The organism is Arsenicicoccus sp. UBA7492 (assembly GCF_002479615.1).
In the GTDB taxonomy this organism is placed as follows: domain Bacteria; phylum Actinomycetota; class Actinomycetes; order Actinomycetales; family Dermatophilaceae; genus Arsenicicoccus; species Arsenicicoccus bolidensis.
Map to the genome: position 1 here is coordinate 27855 of NZ_DLOE01000029.1, position 22543 is coordinate 50397.

Below are 22543 nucleotides of genomic sequence, written 5' to 3' on the forward strand. Positions count from 1 at the left end.
GTGTCGGCGTCATCGTAGGTCCATCCGCGCGACGCGCCCGCATCGCCCGGATCACTCGAGGGCGGAGGGCAGGCGGTCGTCGAACTCCACCGTGTGCGGCAGCTCGGCGTGCCCGGCCAGGCGGAAGGTGCGGACGAGGCGCTTGCGCCGCACCCGCTGCACGTCGACGACGGCGTCGTTGTGGAAGCGCCGGGCGAGCTGGACGCGGGTGCAGGAGCTGCGCAGCCGCTGCAGCAGGACGCGGCCGCCGTGGTCGCCGTCGCGCCGCAGCGCGTCGACCGTCTCGGGCGGCAGGGCGAGGTCGAGCGCCTGGGTCAGGTCGGTCTCGGCCTCGATCCGCGCCTCGACCGGCTCGTCCTCGAGCTCCAGCGTCTCGGCCGCCGCCGCGGCGAGGAACAGCGAGGTCGCCGGGTCCAGCAGACCCGACCCCGCCAGCTCCTGCACGGCCTCGGCGCGTCGCACCAGCTGGGCGTCGACGGCGACGAGCGCGCCCTCGACGCGGGCGTGCAGCCGGTCCAGGCGGGCGGCGGTGTAGGTCAGCCGCCACGCGAGCAGCAGGAGGACCAGGCCGACGAGGACGACGGTGAGCGGGATGTCGGGGACGTGCATCAGCGTCGCGCGCCCCGGCCGAGGGCGTCGCCGATCCCCTGGGTGAGGCTGCGTCCCATGCCCTCGAGGCGGCGGGAGACGGCCCCTCGCTGCTTCTCGGGCGCCCCGAGCAGGACGGTCTCGTAGACCGCGAGCACCTGCTCGGCCACCACGGACCAGTCGAACTGCCAGGCGCGCTCCTGCCCCACGCGGGACAGCTCGGCGCGCCGGTCGGGGTCGGCGAGCAGCGCCACCGCACGCTCGGCCAGCGCCGCGCTCGACTCGTTGGCGAAGGTCGCGCCGGCACGCCCCCCGTCCAGCACGCGCACGAACGCCGGGAGGTCGGACGCCAGCACGGGCGCCCCCGCCCCCATGGCCTCCACCAGGATGATGCCGAAGCTCTCGCCACCGGTGTTGGGCGCGACGTAGACGTCGGCCGAGCGGAACAGCGACGCCTTGTCCTCGTCGGAGACGGCCCCGAGCAGCTCGACGTGGCACCCGTCGGGCACCGCGGCGCGCACGGCGTCCTGGTCGCCCGGGCCGGCGACGAGCAGCCGGACCCCGGGCACCTCGCGAGTGATCGCGGGCAGCGCCTCCAGCAGCAGGGGCAGCCCCTTGCGCGGCTCCTGCAGCCGGCCGAGGAAGGCGATGGTCGGCCGCTCCGGCGTGCCCTGCCACGTGGGGCGGACGGGCGCGGCGGCGAACCGGTCGACGTAGACGCCGTTGGGGATGACGACCGCGTCGCCGCCGTAGTGCGTGGTCACCGTGCGGCGGGCGTCCTCGGAGACGGCGACGCGGCCCAGGATCTTCTCCAGCGACGGGCGGAAGGCGGGGTAGACCGTCTGCATCGCCCGCGAGCGCACCTGGGAGGAGTGGAAGGTCGCGACGATCGGGCACTCCGCCTGCCAGAGGGCGAGGGTGCCGATCGACGGGGTGATCGGCTCGTGGATGTGCACGACGTCGAAGGCGCCGTCCTCGAGCCAGCGCGCCACCCGCGACGCCGTGACCGGTCCGAAGTTGAGCCGCGCCACGGAGCCGTTGTACTTCACGGGGACGGCCCGCCCGGCGCTCACGACGTACGGCGGCAGCGCGGTGTCCTCGTCGGCCGGCGCCAGCACCGACACCTCGTGGCCCGCGCGCAGCAGCCACTCGGCGAGGTCGCGCACGTGGAACTGCACCCCCCCGGCGACGTCTAAGGAGTACGGGCAGACGATCCCGATGCGCAGCGGGGTCACCGGACGTCCTCGGCAAAGACCCGCTGCATCATGTGCCAGTCGGCCGTATGCCGGACGACCGCCGCCTCGAGCGCCGCCGCACAGCTCTGGGTCATGGCCGCGGCCTTGTCCCTCGTGCGACCCGTCTCGGGCACGGGCACCTGCTCGTGGAAGGTCACGACGACGTCGTAGCCGCTGCCGGTCCCGCCGGGACCGTGCCGCCGCTCGTAGTGCACGGACACGGGGTGCAGGGGCGCCCCGGTCGCGACGGCGAGGGCGGCCGGGCCGGGCGCCATCCGGGCCTCGCGGCCGCAGAAGGTCACGGTGACGCCCTGGTCGGTCAGGTCGCGGTCGGCGAGGAGCGGCACGAAGCCGCCGGCCCGCAGGGCGCGGACCAGCTCCGGCATCGCCGGCGGACCGCCGGTCAGCGGCAGGATCCGCATGCCGAGCCGCTCGCGGAAGGCGACGAAGGCCTCGTAGACCTCCTCGGGGCGCAGCCGCTCGGCCACGGTCGTGACCGGCGCCAGCTCGTGCGTGGACCAGGCGCCGGCGAGGTCCCAGTTGCCGAGGTGGCCGAGGAACATCACGGCCCCGCGGCCCTCGCGCAGCGAGTCGCGCACGCCCTGGTCGCCGACGACGCGCACCGTCTCGTGCAGCACCTCCTGGGTGAGGTCGGGCAGCCGGAACGCGTCGCACCAGTAGCGCAGGTAGGACCGCATCCCCTCGCGCACGACCGCCTCGAGCTCGGCGGGCGACAGCTCGGGCCGCACCCGGGCGTAGTTGGAGCGCAGCCGCTGCACCGAGCGCCCGTCGCGGCGGTGGGTGACGTCGGCCGCGCGGTCGAAGGCGGCGTAGGCGACGCGCGCGGGCAGCAGGCGGACGACGCGCCAGCCGGCGCGGAACGCCCAGACGGTGGCCCGGTCGGCGAGGCGGTTCGGCATACGGCCTCAGCCTCGGGAGAGGGCCTGCGTGCGCACGACCAGGATCCGCTGGAGCACGGTGATCGCCGACAGCACGGCGAGGACCCACAGGGCCAGCGCCACCATGGGCTCCCACAGGCCGATGCCGGTCACGAAGGTGGCCACCAGGATCAGCACGAGCCGGTCGGCGCGCTCGGCCACCCCGACGCTCGCCGTCATGCCGAGCCCCTCGGCCCGGGCGCGAACGTAGGACACGAGCATGCCGAGCACCAGCACCGCGAGCGCGACGCAGGTGAGCACGCGATCGCCCCGCCACGCGTAGTAGAGGACGAGCCCGCCGAAGATCGAGGCGTCGCCGATCCGGTCCAGGCTCGAGTCGAGGAAGGCGCCGAAGCTGGAGGTGCGGCCGCTGTGCCTCGCCATGACGCCGTCGATCGTGTCGGAGAAGACGAACACCGCGATCAGGAGCGTGCCCACGAGGAACTCGCCGCGGGGGAAGAACCACAGCGCGCTGGCCGCCACCCCGAGGGTGCCGACGATGGTCACGGCGTCGGGCGAGACGCCGAGGCGCAGCAGGACCTTGGCGACGGGCGTGAAGATCCGGGTGGCCAGAGCACGAAATCGGTTCAGCATGGTGCCCCCACCCTAGCCATAGGGGGACCCCGCTTGTCGGCACCGCTCGCCGGGAGTTGAGTATGGACTCACCCGCCCTGCACGGCAGGGCGGACGATCCGCCAACGACGAAGTCAGGTGAGATGACATGGCCGCTAACAACAGCCAGGGTCAAGGAGCCGCCGGCTCCCCCGCCCCAGTCCGCCCCGAGGACATCAGGAATGTCGTCCTCGTGGGGCCGTCCGGATCGGGAAAGAGCACGTTGTTCGACCACCTGATAGCGGCCCGCGTGCCGGGGCGGCGCGCCAAGGAGGCCACCAAGGGCGAGGACACCCGCTCGGTCGGGCTGGACGCGGCCTCCTTCGACGTCGGCGGGACGACCATCAACCTGCTCGACACGCCGGGCTACCCAGACTTCGTCGGTGACCTGCGGGCCGGGCTGCGCGCGGCCGACGCGGCGCTGTTCGTCGTCTCCGCGGTGGACGGGGTCGACGCGGCCACCGGGATGCTGTGGCACGAGTGCGAGGCGGTCGGTATGCCGCGCGCCATCGTCGTGACCAAGCTCGAGGCAGGGCGCGGGTCCTTCGAGGACACCGTGGACTCGTGCCGGCGGGTCTTCGGCGACGCGCAGCCGCTCTACCTGCCCGTCCAGGCCGACGACGGCACGATCACCGGGACGCTGGCCCTGCTCAGCCGCCGCCACTACGACTCCTCCGGCGGCGACGTCCGCATCAGCGACGCGACGGCCGAGCAGCGCGAGGTCATCGACGAGGTCCGCGGCGACCTGGTCGAGGCGATCATCACCGAGTCCGACGACGACACCCTGCTGGACCGCTACCTCGAGGGCGAGGACGTCTCCTTCGACACGATCCGGGCGGACCTGATGACGGCGGTGGCCGCGGGCACGTTCTTCCCCGCCATCCCGATCAGCGCGCTGACGGGCGCGGGGGTGCCGGAGCTGCTGGAGATCTTCACCGACGCCTTCCCGGACCCCACGCGGCACCCGCTGCCGATGGTGACCTCGCTGGACGGCGAGCCGATCGAGCCCCTCGTCGGGGACCCGGACGGGCCGCTGGTGGCCGAGGTCGTCAAGACCTCGACGGACCCCTATGTCGGACGCGTGTCGCTCGTCCGCGTGTTCAACGGCACCCTGCGCGCCGAGGACGTGGTGCACGTGGCGGGCCACCTGTCGGCCTTCGTCGGCAAGGAGGTCGAGGGCCACCCGGACCACGACTCCGACGAGCGCGTCGGCCAGCTGGCGACGCCGCTCGGCGGCACCGAGCACGCGCCCAAGTCGTCCGGGTTCGCCGTGGCCGGCGACCTCGCGATCGTGGCCAGGCTGGCCCACGCCGAGACCGGGGACACGCTCTCGGCCAAGGACTCCCCCTGCGTCGTCGAGCCGTGGCTGCTGCCCGACCCGCTGCTGCCGGTGGCGATCCACCCGGTCTCCAAGGCCGACGAGGACAAGCTCGCCAGCGCCCTGCAGCGCGTCGTCGCCGAGGACGTGACGATGCGTCTGGACCACGACGCCGAGACCCACCAGACGGTGCTGTGGACGATGGGGCAGGCGCACGTGGACGTGCTGCTCGGCCGGCTCCAGGAGCGCTACCAGGTCAGCGTCGAGGCGGAGCCGCTGCGGGTGGCGCTGCGCGAGACGTTCGTCGCCCCGGCCCGGGCCCAGGGCCGGCACGTCAAGCAGTCCGGCGGGCACGGCCAGTTCGCCGTCTGCCACGTCGAGATCGAGCCGCTCGAGCGCGGCGCGGGCTTCGAGTTCGTCGACAAGGTGGTGGGTGGGTCGGTGCCCCGGCAGTTCATCCCCTCGGTCGAGAAGGGCGTCCGGGCGCAGATGGCCAAGGGCACCCTGGCGGGATACCCGATGGTCGACATCCGGGTGACCCTCACCGACGGCAAGGCGCACTCGGTGGACTCCTCGGACATGGCCTTCCAGACCGCCGGGGCGCTGGCGCTCAAGGAGGCCACGAGCTCGGCCACGGTCACGCTGCTCGAGCCGGTGGACTCCGTCGACGTCGACGTGGCGGACGACTACGTCGGGCCCGTCATGAGCGACCTGTCCACGCGTCGCGGGCGGGTCGTCGGCACCGAGCCCGGCGACGAGGGACGCACCGTCGTGCACGCCGAGGTGCCGGCCCTCGAGCTGACGCGCTACGCCATCGACCTGCGGTCCGTCGCGCACGGGACGGGCACCTTCCGCCGCGACCGGCTGCGCTACGACCCGCTCCCGCAGCAGCTGGCGGCCAAGGTCGTCACCGCCTGAACGCCGCAGCGGGCGCGTCGCCCGACCCCGGGCTGGGCGCCGACCGTGGCGGATGACAGACTCTGCGACATGGACCTCTTCGTCATCCGCCACGGTCAGTCCGAGAACAACAAGCTGTATGCCGAGACCGGCAGCCGCGCAGGTCGCACCCCCGACTCCGAGCTGTCCGAGCTCGGCCACGAGCAGGCCAGGCGCCTCGCCGAGGCGGTGTCCCAGGACCGCAGCCACCTCGACGTGGAGGTCCTCTACACCGCCCTCACGCACCGGTGCCTGCAGACCGTCGCGCCGCTCGCCGACGCCCTCGGGGTGGAGCCGATCGGCCGCACCGACCTGGGCGAGGTGGGTGGCCTCTACGCCGCGCACCCGGCCACCAACGTGCGTCGCCCCTACCCCGGCCTCAGCACGCAGGAGATGCACGACATCGCCCCGTCCCTCACGCTGCCGGACGACGTCGAGCAGGGCTCGGAGTGGGACGGCGGCTTCGAGGAGGAGCACGCCGAGGCGCAGCGCCGAGCGGCCACCGTGCTGGCCGACCTGGCGTCCCACCACGGGGACCGCGCCACGATCGGCATCCTCACCCACCAGCACTTCGGCCAGCTCCTGATCGGTGCCGCGGCCGGCATCGGCGAGGCCGGCCGCAGGTTCGAGCTGTCCAACTCCTCGGTGACCGCGCTGCGGCACGAGGACGGCGAGTGGCGCGTGCTCTGGGTCAACCGGGTCCGCCACCTCGACAGCGACCAGATCAACGCCTGAGGGTCTCCCAGACCCGCCCAGAGGGCGCCACGATCGGCGAGGACACGCCGATCGTGGCGCCCTCTCGTGTTGGGTGAGCCGGTCGGGGCGGGCTACCCTGGACGCTGAAAGGGAGTAGTCCCCAACAGTCGAGTCGACACATTGGCCCTCGGGCCCGGCTCGGCAGGCCACGACCGTGTGGCGGACGAGACTTTCGACCAGCACCCCGTCGACGGACGTGCCTGGCCGAGGTCCGTCCACGACGCGGGTCCGGCAGGCCTGAGAGGACCCCCTCGTGTACGCCTTCCTCCTGAGCACCGCGGTGATCTTCGTCGCCGAGCTCGGCGACAAGAGCCAGCTCATGGCCATGACCTTCGCCGCCCGCTACCGCGCCCGCGACGTCCTCCTGGGCATCACCGCCGCCACCGCGCTCGTGCACCTCGCCTCCGTCGGGATCGGCTACGCCATCGGTGACGTCTTCGCGGACGCCCAGGGCGTCATCCAGGTCGTGGCGGGCGTCGCCTTCCTGGCGTTCGCCGCGTGGACGCTCCGCGGCGACGAGCTCACCGACGACGAGGCCGCCAAGGCCCGCAACAGCCGGGGCATGGCACTGCTGGCCGTCGGCACGGCGTTCTTCCTCGCCGAGCTGGGCGACAAGACCATGCTCGCGACCATCACCCTCGCCACCCAGGAGGGGTGGTTCGGCACGTGGGTCGGCTCGACGCTCGGGATGGTCGCGGCGGACGCCCTGGCCATCGGCGTCGGCGCCCTCCTCGGCCGCAAGCTGCCCGAGCGCACCATCAAGATCGGCGCCGCCGTGCTGTTCCTGGCCTTCGGCGTGCTGCTGATCGTCAGCGGCGTGCGCGCCCTCTGACGAGCCTCTCCACCGGGCGGACGGTCGGTCGCAGGAAGCGATGGCCGTGGCGCAGCAGCTCCGGCCACACCTCGCGCCCCCGGCTGACCTCGCCGTCCCGGCCGATCCAGACCAGCGCCCCGCGGCAGTCGTCCGGCGTCAGCCCCCACCGCTCCAGGGGCAGCCGACGCCAGGGCCGCAGCTCGAACCGGTCGCGCGACACGACGTGCCACAGCGCCCTGGCCTGCGCCCGGCCCAGCGCGGTCGTGTCGTCGTAGACCAGCACGGGAAGCGGTTCCGCAGACGTGACGGGCAGGTCCGGCATACGGCTCACTCCCCCGGCCAGGCCGCCACGATCTGCTGCCGGGTGTCCTCGAGCAGGACCGGCAGGGCCTTGGTCTGCCCGACGATCGGCAGGAAGTTCATGTCGCCGCCCCACCGCGGCACCACGTGCTGGTGCAGGTGCGCGGCGACGCCCGCCCCCGCGACGGCGCCCTGGTTCATCCCGAGGTTGAAGCCCATGGGGCGGCTCGCGGCCTCCAGCGCGCGGATCGCCTGCTTGGTCAGCCGGGTGAACTCCTCGGTCTCCTCGTCGGTGAGGTCGAGATAGAGCGGCACGTGGCGGTAGGGGCACACGAGCAGGTGTCCCGGGTTGTACGGGAAGAGGTTCATGACCACGAAGCAGTGCTCGCCGCGGTGCACGATGAGCCCCTCGGCGTCGTCCTTGTCCGGCGCCGCGCAGAAGGGGCACCCTTGCCCCGCATCGGTGCTCGGACGATCCGCCTGGATGTAGGCCATGCGGTGCGGCGTCCACAGACGCTCGAACCCGTCGTCCACACCGGCGAGCTGGCCGGCGTCCTCGATGCTGCGCGGGCCCTGGAGGTCTGTCACCCCTCGATCCTAGACTCGACCGTATGACGACGACACCAGACCCCACGCCCGCCACCCCCTCCGGCAACGACGCCTCGGGCCACGACTTCTCGGGCACCGACCCCTGGGCCGCGCTCGACGCCCCTCCCGCACCCAACGCCTCCGGCTGGGTCCGTCAGCAGCTCGAGGACATCCACGCCGCCGGCACCACCGACGCCGCGAGCGTCGAGGGCAGGCGGGTGGTCGTCCTGACGATGCTCGGCAAGTCCTCCGGCCAGGTCCGTGAGGTGCCCCTCATGCGGGTCGAGCACGACGGCGTCTACGCCGCGGTCGCGAGCAAGGGCGGCGCCCCGGAGCACCCCCAGTGGTTCCACAACCTGACCGCCCACCCGCACCTGCTCCTGCAGGACGGCAGCACCGTCACCCGGCGGGTCGCCCGGCTCGCCACCGACGCCGAGCACGCCGAGTGGTGGCCCCGCTGCGTCGAGGCCTTCCCGCCCTACGCCGACTACCAGACCAAGACCGACCGCCAGATCCCGGTCTTCCTCCTCGAGGAGGCGTGATCCGACTGGCATGCTGACGCCATGAGCAAGCACCGCGCCGAACGCCTCGCCCGGATCCGCGCCAAGCTCGAGTCGGCCATGGCCGAGCACACCTGCCTCGAGCTCGACATGCCGGACGAGGCCGTGACGGGATACTGCGTGGGCGTGGGGCGGCGGTGGTGTCTCGTCCAGACCTCGGCGCCGTGGCCCGACGGCCACGTCGCCGTCCGGATCGCCGACCTGGAGCGGATCCGCCACCACCAGTACCCCGCCATCCACCGGTTCGGCTTCGAGCACGAGGGCGCCTGGCCTCCCAGCGGCCTGGACGGCCTCGACCTCGACACCACCGAGACGCTCGTCGCAGGCCTCGCCGAGCGCTACCCGCTCCTCGGGCTCGAGCTGCGGGACTCCGACGACCAGCTGTTCGTCGGAGCCCCGGTCCTCGTGGCGCAGGGCACCTTGATGCTGCAGGAGCTCACCCCCTCGCCGACGTGGGAGGCCCTGTCCACGTGGCGTCTGGGCGACCTGGCCCGCATCACGGTGGGCGGCCGCTACCAGGACCTCCTCGACCTCGCGGCGCCCGAGCGCCCGGCGGATCCGTCCCCCTTCGCCGGCTGATCCCCTCCCGCCGACTGGTCCGCGCGCCGGTCCCCCGACGCGAGTGCGCGGCGAGGCCGGTGGCGTGGCCGCCGGGCCATCGTTCAGGCTCCGACGGTGACAACGTGGTCGGCGACAGCGGCGCTTCAGACGGCTCGCGGCTGCAACCCGGCCCGGACGTACTGGTAGGCCTGCTCGAGCAGGGCGTGCGGGCTGTGCTGTTCGGTTGCCGCCCAGGCTTGGAGGGCGATCCAGCCGGCGTCCACGAGGCACCGGGCGGCGATCCTGTCGCGCAGGTCGTCCCGCACATCACCTCGCCTGCTCCTGAGGAAGGCGAGGATCAGTTCCTCCGTGGAATGCTGGGCGTAGGTCAGCAGGTCGATCGATGACGCGGTGATGATCTGCACCTGTATCCGGAGCAGATCGAACTCATCCTCTCCGTACGCGAGCGCGTCCGGCATCACGTCGCAGATCGCCGCGATCGCGTCGCCTGCAGCGGCCTTGCGCAGGAGTGACCGGACCCGTTCCGCGTCGTCCTCGGACCGGTCCCAGACGATGTGGGCCTTGGTCGGGAAGTAGCGGACCAGCGTGCTGCGACCGATTCCGGCGGCCGCAGCGACCTCGCTCATCGTGACGTTGTCATACCCGTGCTCCGCGAACAGCCGCAGCCCCGTCGTGGCGACGAACCGCGGGTCGGCCGCCATGGGGCGACCGGTGGCCCGCGTCGGCTCCTCCTCAGGCATCCCCCCATCGTGCCAGAAGGTCGCCACCCCTTGTGGTACTCGTGCCCAAAACCTATCGTGGGTTCCGCCTGCTGCCGGCGGGCGCTCGCTGTCGAGCGTTTCTCTCGGTGAGCTTCGAAGCATGTGTGAGGAGCACGACGATGACGTCGACCACCACGTTGACCACGGCCCACGAGACCCGACTACTGATCGCAGGCACGTTGCGCGACGCCGCCGACGGTGGGACCTTCGAGGTCGTCAATCCCGCCACCGGCGACGTCGTGGGCGTCGTCGCCGACGCCACGTCCGCTGATATGGACGAGGCGATCGCGGCGGCCAGGACCTCGTTCGACTCCTCCTGCTGGGCGCAGGACCGGGCCCTGCGGCAGAGGTGCCTCAGGCAGCTTCACGAGGCGATCGTCGCCGAGAAGGAGGAGCTCCGGCAGGAGCTGGTCGTCGAGGTCGGCGCCCCCCTGTCGACGACCTACATGGCGCAGCTCGACTGGCCGCTGGCGGATGGGCTGCTCTGGCCTGCCCGGATGATCGACGAGTTCGCGTGGGAGCGGCGCCTGGCCGATGGTGAGGCAGGCGGGCTCACCTCCGAGCGGTGGGTGCTCAAAGAGCCCGTGGGGGTGGTTGCGGCGATCATCCCGTGGAACTTCCCCTTTGAGATCCTGATCAACAAGCTCGGGCCTGCACTGGCGACCGGCAACACCGTCGTCGTCAAGGCCGCAGCCGAGACGCCGTGGAACGCCACCCGCATCGGACGGCTGATCGCGGAGAAGACCGACATCCCAGCCGGAGTCGTGAACGTGATCACCACCCGCGACCGATCCGTCGCCCAGGAGCTGGTCACGGATCCACGAGTCGACATGATCTCCTTCACCGGTTCCACGGCCACGGGGCAGCTGATGCTGCAGCTGTCCGCTCCAACCTTCAAGCGGACGCTGATGGAGCTCGGCGGCAAGAGCGCCGGCATCATCCTCGACGACGCTGACCTGGCTGCGGCGCTTCCTGCGGCGGCGGCGGCGTGCCTGCACGCCGGTCAGGGCTGCGCCCTTCCGACCCGGCTGCTGGTTCAGCGTGGGGTCTACGAGCAGGCCGTCGCCGCGCTGGAGCAGGTCTACGCACACCTGCCGTTCGGCGACCCGGCAGACCCCGAGACCTTCTCGGGACCGATCATCACCGCCAAGCAGCGTGACCACATCCTCGAGATGATCGAGGCGGGCAAGCGCGACGGAGCCCGCCTCCTCGTCGGCGGTGGGATTCCGGTGTCGCAGTCCCGCGGGTTCTTCATCGAGCCGACGCTCTTCGTCGATGTCGACAACGCCTCCACCATCGCTCAGCAGGAGATCTTCGGACCCGTCCTCGCCGTGACTCCGTTCGACACCGACGAGGACGCGATCCGCCTCGCCAACGACAGCGTCTACGGGCTCTCCGGCAACGTCTTCACGGCCTCACCCGAGCGAGCCCTGAAGGTCGCCCGCGGCATCCGCACCGGCTCGTTCAGCATCGACGGCGGCCAGTTCTACGGCGCCGACTCCCCCTACGGCGGCTACAAGCACAGTGGCCTCGGCCGGCAGGGCGGCCTCGAGGGCTTCGAGACCTATCTCGAGACAAAAGCCGTCGCCTCCTCGATCCCGCTCCCCCTCGCCTGACACCGCACCCTCCCCCACCCCCAGCACAAGAGAAGGAGAAGCCCTCATGAAGGACTACCTGAACTACACGGGCAAGGTCTGCGTCGTCACTGGCGCAGCGTCCGGGATGGGCAAGGCCACCGCCGAGATCCTCGTCGACCTCGGCGCGGAGGTGCACGGCCTCGACCATGTCGTCGTCGACCTCCCCGGCATGACCACGTCGCTGCAGGTCAACCTCGGCAACAAGGACGAGATCGACACCGTCATGGCCCAGCTGCCTGACACCTTCGACGCCTTCTTCGGCATCGCGGGGGTCTCCGGCGACCGGCATGACTTCAACGAGACGATGGCCGTCAACTTCACGGCGAACAAGTACATCACGGAGGCCTACCTCACGGACCGGATGCGCGAAGGGGGAGCCATCGCCTTCGTCACCTCGATGGGCGGCATCAACTGGGAGAAGCACCGCGACGAGATCGCCGGGCTCACCAGGGCGAAGGGGTGGGACGCCACCACCGCCGCCGTCCACGCCCTGGGTCTGGACGAGGCGCCGGGTCAGCTCGCCTACCCGATCTCCAAGCGCGCCACCAACCTGTACGTCGCTCAGGTCGCCGGGGAGTTCGCCGCAAAGCATGTCCGCGTCAACGCGATCATGCCGGCCAGCACCAGCACCGGACTCACCGACGACTTCGCCAGGAGTGTCGGAGGGATGGACAACCTCATCGGCCACGCCGGCTTCGCGGGCCGGCTCGCGGAGTCCCGCGAGATGGCGGAGCCACTGATCTTCGTCAATTCCCCGATGGCGTCCTTCATCTCCGGTGTGGTCCTGCCCATCGACTACGGCGGCCGCACCAGGGAGCTGACTGGCATGAACGAGGACCCGCTGGACGTCGACCTCGTGCCGACGACTGCTTCCGCCGGCGACTGACCACCCCACCGGCCTGTGGTGGTCAGCGTCTTGGGTCTTGGCGCTGACCACCACGCCCACCCGCACCCTCACCTGGATTCCTCGAGCACCAGGACCACTCCGACCAGGTCGACGTCTGCGAGGAGGACGTCAGCGCACCCACTGCGGGAACACGTGCTGCAGCCCGGCGACCACCATCCCCATCAGGCGCGTCATGATCACGCGCAGCGTCTACGACATGTGGTGCCCGATGGCGGGGGCGAACCACAGGACCAGCAGCAGCGCCAGCACGACGACCACGACGGCGGCGGCGACAGCGACATACCCTCTCGCTCCGTCCGCGGATCGGGTCAGCACGATCAGCGTCGTGATGGTGCCCGGGCCGACCATCGTCGGGAAGGCCCTGGGAGAGGACGACACGTCGGACGTGGACGCGTGCTCCGACTGGTGCTGCTGCTCGCTCGGTGTCCCGGAGTGCGCGATGCTCCCCGGCCCGCCGAGCATGCCCAGCGCGATCGTCAGCAGGACGATGCCCCCGGCGATCCGGAAGTCGTCCACCTCGACGCCGAAGAACCCCAGGATCGCCTTGCCCGCCACCATGACGACCAGCGACATCACCAGGCTGTACGCCGCCACGCGGATCGCCGTCCTGCGTTGCCGCGCAGCGTCCTACCCGGCGGTGAACCAGGCCAGATGATCTCAGAAGAGCGTGGCGGGGACCCTCAGCACCGACTCGAAGATCCCGTCGTGAGCGGGGCGCCCACCGAGGCGGCGGGAGATGCCGGCGGCGGCCGGGCCGAGCTCGGTGAGGTCGCCGCGCAGGTGCGTCAGCCCCTCGGCCGAGGACCACGCGAACACCTCGCGGGCCAGCTGACCGCCGATCCCGCACCGGCGGAAGGTCGGCGTGACGAACATCGTGTGCACCTGGCCCCACCGCGAGCGCCGCGGCCCGCCGAGGACGGGGAGCTGCTCGACGAGGGTGACGCCAGCGATGCCGAGGGGACGCTTCTCGATCTCGGCGAGCCAGTAGGCGTGGGAACCGCTGCTGCGCAGCCAGGCGTCGGCGAACCGGTCGATGAACTCGGGGTCGGGCGAGGCGCCGCGCTCCCTGCCCAGCTGCAGCATCATCGCGGCGACGGCGAACGCGTCGTGCGGGCGGGCACGGCGGATGTGGGCGGGGGCGCTCATGGCCACAGTGAACCACCGGTCGAGGGTCTCGGCACCTCCTCGTGACCAAACCGTCACTCCCGGAGACGACGGTCCGTATGCCGGGACGCCACTTCCTCGCCCCACGAGACCACTCCTAGAGTCGCCGCAGGTCATGAGCGTCAGCAGCACGGCCCCGGCCAGCTGACCGGCAACCCTCCCACGCGGCGGGGTGCCCCGGGTGAGGACCTGGCCCCGGCGTCACCCGACACGGCGGCAAGCGCGAGCAAGGAGGGTACGACCCATGAGCGACTGGGCATTCGAGACCAAGCAGATCCACGCCGGGCAGAACCCGGACTCCGAGACGGGCGCGCGGGCGCTGCCGATCTACCAGACCACCTCGTTCGTCTTCGACGACGCGCAGGTCGCGGCAGACCGGTTCGCGCTGACGGACCTGGGCCCGATCTACACCCGCCTCGGCAATCCGACCAACAACGTCATCGAGGAGCGCATCGCGGCGCTCGAGGGCGGCGTCGGCGCGCTCCTGCTGGGGTCGGGCATGGCCGCGACGACCTTCGCGATCCTCAACGTCGCGCAGGCGGGCGACCACGTGGTGGCCTCCCCCGCGCTGTATGGCGGCACCTACAACCTGCTGCGCTACACGCTGCCGAGGCTGGGCATCACGACGACCTTCGTCAGCGACCAGGCCGACCTGGACGAGTGGCGCGCCGCGGTCCGCCCGGAGACCAAGCTCTTCTTCGGCGAGACGATCTCCAACCCCGACCAGAAGGTCCTCGACATCGCGGGGATCGCCGAGGTCGCCCACGACGCGGGCGTGCCGCTGTTCGTCGACAACACCGTCGCGACGCCATACCTCATCCGCCCGATCGAGCACGGCGCGGACGTGGTCATCCACTCGGCCACGAAGTTCCTCGGCGGTCACGGCACCTCGATCGTCGGGGCGCTCGTCGACGCCGGCACCTTCGACTACGCCCAGGACCCCGAGCGTTTCCCGCAGCTCAACACCCCGTCCGAGAGCTACCACGGGCTCGTCTTCGCCCGCGACCTCGGGGTGGGCTCGGCGCTCGGCGCCAACCTGGCGTTCATCCTCAAGGCCCGCGTCGAGCTGCTGCGCGACCTCGGCTCGGCGTGCTCGCCGTTCAACGCCTTCCTCGTGGGGCTCGGCATCGAGACGCTGTCGCTGCGCATCGAGCGGCACCTGGCCAACACCCGCCGCGTCGTCGAGCACCTGCAGGGCCACCCGCAGGTCGAGCGGGTCTACTACGCGTCGCTCGACGGCAGCCCGGAGAAGGAGCGCGCGGACCGCTACTGCCCCCTGGGGTCCGGTTCGGTGTTCTCGTTCGACATCGCCGGTGGGGTCGAGGCGGGGCGGGCGTTCGTGGACGCCCTCGAGCTGCACAGCCACGTCGCCAACATCGGTGACGTCCGCTCGCTCGTCATCCACCCGGCCTCGACGACGCACTCGCAGGGGTCGGACGAGGACCGCCTCGGCGCCGGCGTCACGCCCGGCCTGGTGCGCCTGTCGGTGGGCCTGGAGCACATCGACGACATCCTGGCGGACCTCGACCGGGGCCTCGAGGCAGCAGCTGCGGCCGGCGCGCAGGCCTGAGCACGCGCGAGGCGCCCACCCCACATCGGGGTGGGCGCCTCGTCATACCTGGCGCGGCTCGCGAGACAGGGCCGTCAGGCGCGGGTGGCCCCGACCGACTCGCGGTCGCCGACGGGACGACGACCGTCACGAGAGCCCCGGCCGCGACCGAGCAGCCCGTCGAGGCTGATCCGGCCGGCCCCGGCACCGATCAGCGCGAGCGACGCGGCCGCGATCACGGCGACCAGCTCCCAGCCACCGTCGGTGACGAAGACGCCGCCGTCACGGTGCGCGAACCAGAAGGCGCCCGCCATGTTGAGGACGACGAGCAGGGCGACCAGCGGGGTGGCCAGCCCGACGAGGATGAGGGCGCCACCGACGAGCTCGACCAGCGCGGCGAACCACGCGGCCAGCTCGGAGGCGGGGATGCCCATCTTGCCGAAACCGGCAGCGACGCCGTCGATCCCGTTCGTGCCGAGCTTCTGCCAGCCGTGGGCCATCAGGACCACGCCGAGCACGACGCGGGTCAGCAGCAGCGCGAGGTCGCGCAGCGCGGCGGGCGGGTGCAGGAGGGAGCGCATGAGAGTCCTTCGATCGGATACCTGAACGGACCAAAACATAACGCATGGTTACTTGAAAGATCAACCAATGGCATCCAGCGCCCCCGGCACGGCAGCATGAGCGGATGCAGACCACGATCCTCGAGCCGCGCCACCTGGACCAGGCCCGCGCGATCTACCTCGCCGCGTTTCCCCCTGACGAGCGGCTGCCGGTGGCGGACGTCCTCGAGCATCGCCTCCTCGATCGCAAGGTCCTCGTCGCGCGCGAGGACGACGACGACGACACGGTGCTGGCGATCGCGGTGCTCGTCCCCCACCACGAGCTCGGAGCCGACCTGCTGGAGTACCTCGCGGTCGACCCCCGGCGACGGTCGGGTGGCGTCGGCGGCGCCCTGCTCGAGGACGTCGTGCGGGCCGCCGGCGACCGCGACGTCCTGGCCGAGCTCGAGCCGCCCGACTCGTCACCGGACGCGGCGCGGCGGGCCGACTTCTACCGCCGTCACGCCTTCGCGCCGGCCCCGTGGCAGGGCGACTACGTGATGCCCGGGCCCCGCGGCGCCGTCCCCCTGCAGCTGTGGCACCGGTCGGGGCGCCCCTCCCCCGCCGACCCGCGCGCCTTCATGGAGCGGTTCTACACCCGGACGTATGGCGCCCGCGCCGACGCGCACCTGGCCACCCTCCTCGCCGCGGTCAGGCAGGGCTGAGCAGCGCGAGAGGCGCCGACCCCGTGCTGGGGTGGGCGCCTCTCGGCATACGAGATCCGTCGTGGCTCAGGCAGTCTCAGCCGTCTCTGCAGCCTCGGGCGACCCGATGGGTGCGGTCATGACCTGCTCGCGGGACTCGATGGACCGGACGATCTCCTCGATCGCCTGCTCCACGGGGATCCCGTTGCGCTTCGACCCGTCGCGGTAGCGGAAGGACACGGCCCCCGCCTCGACGTCCTCGCCACCCGCGATGAGCACGAACGGCACCTTGGACTTGGAGGCGTTGCGGATCTTCTTGGGGAAGCGGTCGTCGCTGTGGTCGACCTCGACGCGCACCCCACGCCGGCGCAGCTGGCGCGCGACGTCCTCGAGGTAGTCGGCGAAGTCCTCGGCCACCGGGATCCCCGTGACCTGCACCGGCGACAGCCACACCGGGAAGGCGCCGGCGTAGTGCTCGACCAGCACGCCCATGAACCGCTCGATCGACCCGAACTTGGCCGAGTGGATCATGACCGGCTGCTTGCGGGTGCCGTCGGCCGCCTGGTACTCCAGCCCGAAGCGCTCCGGCTGGTTGAAGTCGTACTGGATCGTCGACATCTGCCAGGTGCGGCCGATGGCGTCGCGCGCCTGCACCGACACCTTGGGGCCGTAGTAGGCGGCGCCGCCCGGGTCGGGCACGAGCTCCAGCCCGGACGCGAGGCAGACGTCCTCGAGGACCTTGGTCGCGACCTCCCACTGCTCGTCGGAGCCGATGAACTTGTCCCGCTTGGGCCCCTCGGTCTCGCGCGTCGACAGCTCCAGGTAGAAGTCGGTCAGCCCGAAGTCGCGCAGCAGACCGAGCACGAAGTCGAGCAGGTGCTTGATCTCGGCCGGCGCCTGCTCCTCGGTGACGTAGGAGTGCGAGTCGTCCTGGGCGAAGCCGCGCACGCGCGTCAGCCCGTGGATGACCCCCGACTTCTCGTAGCGGTAGACCGAGCCGAACTCGAAGAGCCGGAGCGGGAGCTCGCGGTAGGAGCGCCCGCGGGAGCGGTAGATGAGGTTGTGCATCGGGCAGTTCATCGCCTTGAGGCGGTAGTCCTGGCCCGGCTTGGTCACCTCGCCCGCGTCGTCGCGCTCCTCGTCGACGTGCAGCGGCGGGAACATCGTGTCCGCGTAGTACGGCAGGTGCCCGGAGGTGTGGAACAGGCCGTCCTTGGCGATGTGCGGCGTGCCGACGTACTCGAAGCCCTCCTCGATGTGCCGGCGGCGGACGTAGTCCTCCATCTCCCGCTTGATGATGCCGCCCTTGGGGTGGAACACCGGCAGGCCGGAGCCGATCTCGTCGGGGAAGGAGAACAGGTCGAGCTCGACGCCGAGCTTGCGGTGGTCGCGCTTCTCGGCCTCGGCGAGCCGCTCCAGGTAGGCGCGCAGCTCGTCCTTGGTCGGCCACGCCGTGCCGTAGAGCCGCTGCAGCTGCTCGTTGGCCTGGTCGCCGCGCCAGTAGGCCGCGGCCGAGCGCATGAGCTTGAAGCCGTTGGCGATGATCTTGGTGCTCGGCAGGTGCGGGCCGCGGCACAGGTCGCCCCAGGCGACCGTCCCGTCCCGGCGCACGTTGTCATAGATGGTGAGCTCGCCCGCGCCGACCTCGACACCGGCGCCGGCGTCCTCGTCGTCGTGCGTCATCGAGCCCTTGAGCCCGACCAGCTCGCACTTGAACGGCTCGCCCGCGAGCTCCTCCAGCGCCTCGGTCTCGCTGACCACGCGCCGCTGGAAGGTCTGCCCCTCGTTGACGATCTTCTGCATGACCTTCTCGAGCTGCTTGAGGTCCTCGGGGGTGAACGGCTCGTCCACCTGGAAGTCGTAGTAGAAGCCGTCGCGGACCGGCGGGCCGATGCCCAGCTTGGCGGCGGGGTTGACCTGCTGCACCGCCTGGGCCATGACGTGCGCGCAGGAGTGCCGCAGCACGTCCAGGCCGTCGTCGCTGGCGATGTCGACACCCTCGACGACGTCGCCCTCGCGCAGCTCGGTCGCCAGGTCCTTGAGCTCCCCGCCGATGCGCGCGACCACGATCCGGCGGTCGTCGGCGAACAGATCGGCGGCAGTCGTGCCCGCCGCCACCGTTCGCTCGTCTCCAGCGATGTGCACGGTGATGTCGGCTGACACAGGTGTCTCCAGTTCGTTCTCGTATGACGTCCCGCTGCCTCGCGGGGCCGCCGCCACCCCTGCGGTGACGTGCTGCCTAGGCTATCGGGCGGGGCAACTCGGTTCGGTCAGCATGACCTCCCTCCGAGTGGTCAGAAGGACGCGCAGCAGCGCACGACGCGCGCCTGGTCCCCCACCAGCAGGTCGCCGCCCGTGACGGTCTCGGCATACAGGCCCTCGCAGGAGCTCGGCTTGCGACCGAGGCGCACCACCACGTCACCGATCCGCAGCTCCTGGCCCTCGAGGGCGGCCAACTCGTCGTCGCCCATGTCGAGGACGAGGTTGGCGCGCAGGTCGCCGGCGGCCTGCGCGGTGGTGGCGACGAGCAGCGGACGCCGCTTGGCGCGGTCGCCGACGAGGCCGGAATCCGTGAGCACGGCCTGCCGCAGGGGACGGCCCGGCTCACCCTTGACGGGATACACGGCGATGTCGGTGAGGGGCCACACGGGCGTGACGCTGGATGCCATGGGTCAAGCGTGCACCCCCGGGACCGACCAGGGCCAATCCGCTCACCAGCCGGATCCGGCCCGGCATCGACAGCGCAAGACTCATGCCCCGGCAACGCACGAGGGACCGGATGCCCATGACGTCCGGTCCCTCGTGATGCTGGTGGACCTCCGTAGAGAGTTTGAGAACCCCTGCCCACCGCTGAAAACTTTGTCTTTGCGCAGGTCGCGGGGCTTCTACGACCACGACCGACGCCCCTCGGAGCCTACCGTTTCCGATTCCAGGGGTCGGGTGGTGCGATCACTTGGGATGGCTCAAACCCTGCTGCGCCCCGAGCAAGTCGACGATCTGGTGGCTCAGTACCGCAAGGGCGCGACGCTCGTCGAGCTGGCATCCATCTTCGGAGTGAACCGCCGGACGGTGGCCATGCACCTCACCCGACGGGAGGTGACGACCCGTCGTGGTTGGTTCGATCCTTCCCGCATCAATGAAGCAGCCGACCTCTACCTCAGCGGGTTGACGCTGGTAGAGGTCGGCGTGAAGGTCGGCGTGGGGCCTCAGGCGGTCCGGCGAGCGCTCGCTTCCCATGGTGTCGTGATCCGGCCTGGCGGAGGGCGTCGTTCGCGAATCACGGCATCCGCTGCCGTCGGCAGTTGAGCCTAGGAATGAAGGACTGGCACACGACTGTCTGCTTCGGCGATCGCCTCGCTCCGCTGGTGCCGACGGATAACGGCCTCGTGCAGGCGCGCACGGATGAGCAGAACGATACTCACGGGTCCCATGATGATGAACTTCAGTGCGTTCCAGCAGGCCCACAGCACGATGAGGTGGAGCCAGCCGGGACCGCCATCGGTTGCCGCGCCAGAGCAGACGCTGGCGATCAGGAGGTATGGAAGTGCGACCAGCATCGCAGGTGTCCCCCACTTGAGTCCGCGACGGGTGCGGATGGCAGCGAGGAGTCGGTTGCTTGGCATGTAGCGGTGCAGGTAGTCGTGGGTGCGACCGCTGAGCGTCCAGATAAGGCGAAGACCTCCGAGCCGCCTACCGCGCGAAGGACACGACCAAGGGCCGTCGCCGCGCCGAGAAGATCCTGGACGCGTTCCACACCTGCCCGATCCCCGAGGTAGCCCGCCTGGGACGCACCCTGCGCCGCTGGCGGCAAGCGTTCTTGGCCTACTTCGACACCGACCGCGCGAACAACGGCGGCACCGAGGCCGTCAACGGCATCATCGAGGCTCTTCAACTTTGAGCGTGGCGGGGGCACTGACGTAGGGCTCGCGGCCCTGCGCCAGCATGGGTGTCCCAGCGACCTCGAAACCGAGCCCCGCGACAGTCTCAGGTCGGCGCAGGCGTGCATGTCCGCCGGGTCGGCGGCCGAGGACGCCATCGCAATGCTGTGCCTGCTCGACTGGCCCGCCGATACCGCTCGGGCATCCGTGGAGCACGTCTGCGGGGCGTTGATGAAGGCTGGCACCCGCCAGTCCGCCTACGAGGCGCTGCGGCGCGATCGGCACGCGCGGGCATTGCTCGACCTGCCGCGCCGCTCCTGGGCCACGCTGCTGAAAGCGCTCCTCGGGAACCCGCACCCGGCCTACGTCGCCACCAGCAGCGGCCGCGGCGTCCTGCTCCGGCTGCTGTTGGGCGAGACCCTCGACCTGCTGCTCCGCGACGACGATCTGATCCTCGCGCTCGCACTGGCCGCGCCGAGTGGTGGAGGCGGTGAGTCGTCGTGACCGAGCCACAGGTCGGCAGCATCCAGCTCGACCGCACCGTCGATTCGATCCTCGTCGGCGCCCGGCACCGCGCCGACCTCGGCGACATCGACGCCCTCGCGGCATCCATCGGGCGCGACGGCCTGCTGCAACCGCTCACGATCACCATCGACGGCGTACTCGTGTGCGGGGCGCGACGCCTGGCCGCGATCAAGAAGCTCGGCTGGCGCACCGTCAACGTGTGGGTTCGCAGTGGCCTGTCCGACCGGCTCGGGCAGCTCCTCGCCGAGCAGGACGACAACATGCTGCACAAGCCCTACACCCAGCTCGAAGCCGCCGGACTCTACCGCGAGATCAAGCAGGTCATAGCCGAGGACGCTGCCCGCCGGAAGTCCGCTACCCAGTTCAGCAGCGAGAACCAGCCGGGAAACGACGGTCCCGCAAAATTTGCGGGACCGTCGAGCGCGCTCGGGGATGCGCGGGAGCAAGCGGCGGCGATGATTCCCGGCGGTGCGTCGCACACGACACTGGAGAAGATCGGCTACCTCGAAGACATCGCCAACAACCCCGCCCAGCCCGAGATGTTGCGCGCCGAGGCCGCCGCCGGGCTGGAGCGGATCGAGGCCGGTGACCCGGTGCATCCGATCTACCAGGCGATCCGCGATGCCGACACCACCGCGCGGGAGCGGCGCGAGGCCGAGCTGCATGCCCGTGCCGAGGCAGCCGTGGCCCAGGCGAAGTCGATCAAGAAGGGCAAGCGCACACCACCGCGACCACTGCCGCTCGTCACCGGTGACGGGCAACCCGTCCGCTACCCGCTGCGCGCGTTCGTGCAGACCTGGGGCGAGCTGACGAACTGGTGGACCCACTACGACGCCGACACCCTCGCCGCCGAACTGACCGACGAGCAGTTCGAGAACTTCCTCACCACCGCCGACGGCACCGTCCGGTTCGCCGACGCCCTCCGAGCCGCCCGCGACGGCGCCGCCGAGCGCCCACGACTCCGCGCGCTCTGACCACGGGCACAGGTGCCGGGTGCGCACCTGCTCGGCATGAGCCCTGCACCCACCGACGCCCGGAACCGCCGCCGATTCGTCGCCCTCATCGCCGCCGGCATCGTCCTGCTGCTCCTAGCAGGCATCGGCGTCTACGGACTCCTCACCGGCCCCCGCAACAACACCAGCCCCCAGCACGACCCGGAGCCCGGCCCGACCACGACAGCACCGCCGACCGTGGCACCGAGCACGCCCCGGCCGCCGCGGGTTCCAGCGGTTCCGCGTTCTGCCGATCCTGAGACTTTCGCGCAAGGTGTCGCGTCCACGCTGTTCGCGTGGGACACCGCTTCGGGGCTGTGGCCGCTGGACTACACCTCGGCAATCCTCGCAGTCGGTGACCCCAGCGGCGACGAGCAAGCCGGGCTCGCCTCCGACGTAGCCGTCTACCTCCCCACCCGAGACGCCTGGATCGAGCTGCGGCAATACGCCACCCGTCAGCACCTCACCATCGACACCGCGTACGTCCCCGACGCCTGGGCCGACGCCGTAGCGCGGGCCCAGCCAGGACAGCTCGCGGCAGGAACGACGGCCGTCACGATCGAGGGCACTCGCCACCGTGCCGGGGTCTGGAACGGCCAACCGGTCACCAGCGAGCATCCGGTCGCGTTCACCGTGTTCGTCGTCTGCGCACCGACTTATCCTCGATCCACCGATGGACTT

23 protein-coding genes, 3 pseudogenes and 1 riboswitch are annotated in these 22543 nt (G+C 71.2%); of the genes and pseudogenes, 14 read left to right on the top strand and 12 right to left on the bottom strand.

The features are described 5' to 3' along the window. Positions 1-51: 51 nt before the first annotated feature. The 4 genes from B4E97_RS08870 to pgsA are packed head-to-tail and all read right to left on the bottom strand — an operon-like array spanning position 52 to position 3355. A complete protein-coding gene (locus B4E97_RS08870) occupies positions 52-609 on the bottom strand; it encodes a hypothetical protein (RefSeq protein WP_029212341.1) in 558 nt (185 codons plus the stop codon). Then, on the bottom strand, positions 609-1814 hold the full coding sequence (locus B4E97_RS08875; RefSeq protein ID WP_286959594.1) for a glycosyltransferase family 4 protein: 1206 nt from the start codon (positions 1812-1814) through the stop codon (positions 609-611). Before B4E97_RS08875 ends, B4E97_RS08870 begins: the two co-directional genes overlap by 1 nt. Before the next feature lie 5 nt (positions 1815-1819). Then, positions 1820-2743 (bottom strand): phosphatidylinositol mannoside acyltransferase, encoded by a 924-nt coding sequence (locus B4E97_RS08880; RefSeq protein ID WP_286958640.1) that lies wholly within the window; start codon positions 2741-2743, stop codon positions 1820-1822. 6 nt (positions 2744-2749) lie between these two features. Next, positions 2750-3355, bottom strand: coding sequence for a phosphatidylinositol phosphate synthase (gene pgsA, locus B4E97_RS08885; protein ID WP_029212338.1), 606 nt, complete (start codon positions 3353-3355; stop codon positions 2750-2752). 127 nt (positions 3356-3482) lie between these two features. On the opposite strand from pgsA, the gene B4E97_RS08890 reads away from it, so the two are divergent. The 3 genes from B4E97_RS08890 to B4E97_RS08900 all read left to right on the top strand — a co-directional run bounded on the left by B4E97_RS08890 (position 3483) and on the right by B4E97_RS08900 (position 7215). Beyond that, the gene (locus B4E97_RS08890; RefSeq protein WP_286959573.1) at positions 3483-5609 is read left to right on the top strand and encodes an elongation factor G-like protein EF-G2; all 2127 of its coding nucleotides are present in this window, start codon (positions 3483-3485) and stop codon (positions 5607-5609) included. A gap of 69 nt (positions 5610-5678) precedes the next feature. Beyond that, positions 5679-6362, top strand: coding sequence for a histidine phosphatase family protein (locus B4E97_RS08895; RefSeq protein WP_286958647.1), 684 nt, complete (start codon positions 5679-5681; stop codon positions 6360-6362). Positions 6363-6636: 274 nt separating this feature from the next. Continuing rightward, complete coding sequence (locus tag B4E97_RS08900; protein ID WP_029212336.1) at positions 6637-7215, top strand: TMEM165/GDT1 family protein; 579 nt, start codon at positions 6637-6639, stop codon at positions 7213-7215. Here B4E97_RS08900 and B4E97_RS08905 read toward each other — a convergent pair. Then, positions 7193-7519, bottom strand: coding sequence for a hypothetical protein (locus B4E97_RS08905; protein WP_286959575.1), 327 nt, complete (start codon positions 7517-7519; stop codon positions 7193-7195). The two genes, B4E97_RS08900 and B4E97_RS08905, sit on opposite strands and share 23 nt — an antisense overlap. A gap of 5 nt (positions 7520-7524) precedes the next feature. Then, the gene (locus B4E97_RS08910; RefSeq protein ID WP_019287606.1) at positions 7525-8085 is read right to left on the bottom strand and encodes an HIT family protein; all 561 of its coding nucleotides are present in this window, start codon (positions 8083-8085) and stop codon (positions 7525-7527) included. A 23-nt stretch (positions 8086-8108) separates the two neighbouring features. Between B4E97_RS08910 and B4E97_RS08915 the strand changes: the two genes are divergently transcribed. Both B4E97_RS08915 and B4E97_RS08920 read left to right on the top strand, forming a co-directional pair. Then, a complete protein-coding gene (locus B4E97_RS08915; protein WP_286959577.1) occupies positions 8109-8627 on the top strand; it encodes a nitroreductase family deazaflavin-dependent oxidoreductase in 519 nt (172 codons plus the stop codon). A gap of 21 nt (positions 8628-8648) precedes the next feature. Beyond that, positions 8649-9224 (top strand): hypothetical protein, encoded by a 576-nt coding sequence (locus B4E97_RS08920; RefSeq protein ID WP_286959580.1) that lies wholly within the window; start codon positions 8649-8651, stop codon positions 9222-9224. Positions 9225-9349: 125 nt separating this feature from the next. Here the strand turns inward: B4E97_RS08920 and B4E97_RS08925 are convergent, their stop codons facing one another. Then, a complete protein-coding gene (locus B4E97_RS08925; RefSeq protein ID WP_286959581.1) occupies positions 9350-9946 on the bottom strand; it encodes a TetR/AcrR family transcriptional regulator in 597 nt (198 codons plus the stop codon). A 140-nt stretch (positions 9947-10086) separates the two neighbouring features. On the opposite strand from B4E97_RS08925, the gene B4E97_RS08930 reads away from it, so the two are divergent. Next, complete coding sequence (locus B4E97_RS08930) at positions 10087-11583, top strand: aldehyde dehydrogenase family protein (RefSeq protein WP_286958670.1); 1497 nt, start codon at positions 10087-10089, stop codon at positions 11581-11583. 46 nt (positions 11584-11629) lie between these two features. Further along, entirely contained in the window at positions 11630-12490 is an 861-nt protein-coding gene (locus B4E97_RS08935; protein ID WP_286958672.1) for an SDR family oxidoreductase, read from the top strand. A gap of 210 nt (positions 12491-12700) precedes the next feature. Here B4E97_RS08935 and B4E97_RS08940 read toward each other — a convergent pair. Both B4E97_RS08940 and B4E97_RS08945 read right to left on the bottom strand, forming a co-directional pair. Further along, positions 12701-13123: pseudogene (locus B4E97_RS08940) on the bottom strand (MarC family protein); the annotation flags it as partial. Between the two features lie 45 nt (positions 13124-13168). Continuing rightward, the gene (locus tag B4E97_RS08945; RefSeq protein WP_156911470.1) at positions 13169-13657 is read right to left on the bottom strand and encodes a GNAT family N-acetyltransferase; all 489 of its coding nucleotides are present in this window, start codon (positions 13655-13657) and stop codon (positions 13169-13171) included. A 129-nt stretch (positions 13658-13786) separates the two neighbouring features. Continuing rightward, positions 13787-13904, top strand: a riboswitch (SAM riboswitch). Between the two features lie 15 nt (positions 13905-13919). Between B4E97_RS08945 and B4E97_RS08950 the strand changes: the two genes are divergently transcribed. Then, the gene (locus B4E97_RS08950) at positions 13920-15245 is read left to right on the top strand and encodes a bifunctional o-acetylhomoserine/o-acetylserine sulfhydrylase (RefSeq protein WP_286959584.1); all 1326 of its coding nucleotides are present in this window, start codon (positions 13920-13922) and stop codon (positions 15243-15245) included. A gap of 74 nt (positions 15246-15319) precedes the next feature. Here B4E97_RS08950 and B4E97_RS08955 read toward each other — a convergent pair whose 3' ends face one another. Next, complete coding sequence (locus tag B4E97_RS08955; RefSeq protein WP_239263604.1) at positions 15320-15805, bottom strand: DoxX family protein; 486 nt, start codon at positions 15803-15805, stop codon at positions 15320-15322. 104 nt (positions 15806-15909) lie between these two features. On the opposite strand from B4E97_RS08955, the gene B4E97_RS08960 reads away from it, so the two are divergent. After that, positions 15910-16488 carry a GNAT family N-acetyltransferase gene (locus B4E97_RS08960; protein ID WP_286958681.1) on the top strand — a complete coding sequence of 193 codons (579 nt, stop codon included), beginning with the start codon at positions 15910-15912 and terminating at the stop codon, positions 16486-16488. 66 nt (positions 16489-16554) lie between these two features. Here the strand turns inward: B4E97_RS08960 and thrS are convergent, their stop codons facing one another. Both thrS and B4E97_RS08970 read right to left on the bottom strand, forming a co-directional pair. Continuing rightward, entirely contained in the window at positions 16555-18630 is a 2076-nt protein-coding gene (gene thrS, locus B4E97_RS08965) for a threonine--tRNA ligase (protein WP_286959585.1), read from the bottom strand. 131 nt (positions 18631-18761) lie between these two features. Then, complete coding sequence (locus tag B4E97_RS08970) at positions 18762-19136, bottom strand: hypothetical protein (RefSeq protein WP_239263595.1); 375 nt, start codon at positions 19134-19136, stop codon at positions 18762-18764. A gap of 289 nt (positions 19137-19425) precedes the next feature. Between B4E97_RS08970 and B4E97_RS08975 the strand changes: the two genes are divergently transcribed. From B4E97_RS08975 to B4E97_RS09000, 5 genes and pseudogenes are all read left to right on the top strand, one after another. After that, positions 19426-19773, top strand: coding sequence for a hypothetical protein (locus B4E97_RS08975; protein ID WP_286959586.1), 348 nt, complete (start codon positions 19426-19428; stop codon positions 19771-19773). 367 nt (positions 19774-20140) lie between these two features. Then, positions 20141-20350, top strand: a pseudogene (locus B4E97_RS08985) (transposase); the annotation flags it as partial. A 106-nt stretch (positions 20351-20456) separates the two neighbouring features. Next, positions 20457-20849 (top strand): annotated as a pseudogene (locus tag B4E97_RS08990) (hypothetical protein); the annotation flags it as partial. Next, on the top strand, positions 20846-21844 hold the full coding sequence (locus B4E97_RS08995) for a ParB N-terminal domain-containing protein (RefSeq protein ID WP_286959590.1): 999 nt from the start codon (positions 20846-20848) through the stop codon (positions 21842-21844). The pseudogene B4E97_RS08990 and the gene B4E97_RS08995, both read left to right, overlap by 4 nt. A 36-nt stretch (positions 21845-21880) precedes the next feature. After that, positions 21881-22543, top strand: a 663-nt coding sequence (locus B4E97_RS09000; RefSeq protein WP_286959591.1) for a hypothetical protein, incomplete at its 3' end; no start/stop codon positions are given.

Bases quoted from the DNA above. Each gene is read 5' to 3' on its own strand.
- B4E97_RS08975 (WP_286959586.1), top strand. From the start codon at position 19,426: ATGGCTCAAACCCTGCTGCGCCCCGAGCAAGTCGACGATCTGGTGGCT.
- B4E97_RS08890 (WP_286959573.1), top strand. From the start codon at position 3,483: ATGGCCGCTAACAACAGCCAGGGTCAAGGAGCCGCCGGCTCCCCCGCC.
- B4E97_RS08955 (WP_239263604.1), bottom strand. From the start codon at position 15,805: ATGCGCTCCCTCCTGCACCCGCCCGCCGCGCTGCGCGACCTCGCGCTG.
- B4E97_RS08925 (WP_286959581.1), bottom strand. From the start codon at position 9,946: ATGCCTGAGGAGGAGCCGACGCGGGCCACCGGTCGCCCCATGGCGGCC.
- B4E97_RS08935 (WP_286958672.1), top strand. From the start codon at position 11,630: ATGAAGGACTACCTGAACTACACGGGCAAGGTCTGCGTCGTCACTGGC.
- B4E97_RS08945 (WP_156911470.1), bottom strand. From the start codon at position 13,657: ATGAGCGCCCCCGCCCACATCCGCCGTGCCCGCCCGCACGACGCGTTC.
- B4E97_RS08905 (WP_286959575.1), bottom strand. From the start codon at position 7,519: ATGCCGGACCTGCCCGTCACGTCTGCGGAACCGCTTCCCGTGCTGGTC.
- pgsA (WP_029212338.1), bottom strand. From the start codon at position 3,355: ATGCTGAACCGATTTCGTGCTCTGGCCACCCGGATCTTCACGCCCGTC.
- B4E97_RS08915 (WP_286959577.1), top strand. From the start codon at position 8,109: ATGACGACGACACCAGACCCCACGCCCGCCACCCCCTCCGGCAACGAC.
- B4E97_RS08895 (WP_286958647.1), top strand. From the start codon at position 5,679: ATGGACCTCTTCGTCATCCGCCACGGTCAGTCCGAGAACAACAAGCTG.
- B4E97_RS08950 (WP_286959584.1), top strand. From the start codon at position 13,920: ATGAGCGACTGGGCATTCGAGACCAAGCAGATCCACGCCGGGCAGAAC.
- B4E97_RS08970 (WP_239263595.1), bottom strand. From the start codon at position 19,136: ATGGCATCCAGCGTCACGCCCGTGTGGCCCCTCACCGACATCGCCGTG.
- B4E97_RS08960 (WP_286958681.1), top strand. From the start codon at position 15,910: ATGCAGACCACGATCCTCGAGCCGCGCCACCTGGACCAGGCCCGCGCG.
- B4E97_RS08880 (WP_286958640.1), bottom strand. From the start codon at position 2,743: ATGCCGAACCGCCTCGCCGACCGGGCCACCGTCTGGGCGTTCCGCGCC.
- B4E97_RS08930 (WP_286958670.1), top strand. From the start codon at position 10,087: ATGACGTCGACCACCACGTTGACCACGGCCCACGAGACCCGACTACTG.
- B4E97_RS08920 (WP_286959580.1), top strand. From the start codon at position 8,649: ATGAGCAAGCACCGCGCCGAACGCCTCGCCCGGATCCGCGCCAAGCTC.
- B4E97_RS08870 (WP_029212341.1), bottom strand. From the start codon at position 609: ATGCACGTCCCCGACATCCCGCTCACCGTCGTCCTCGTCGGCCTGGTC.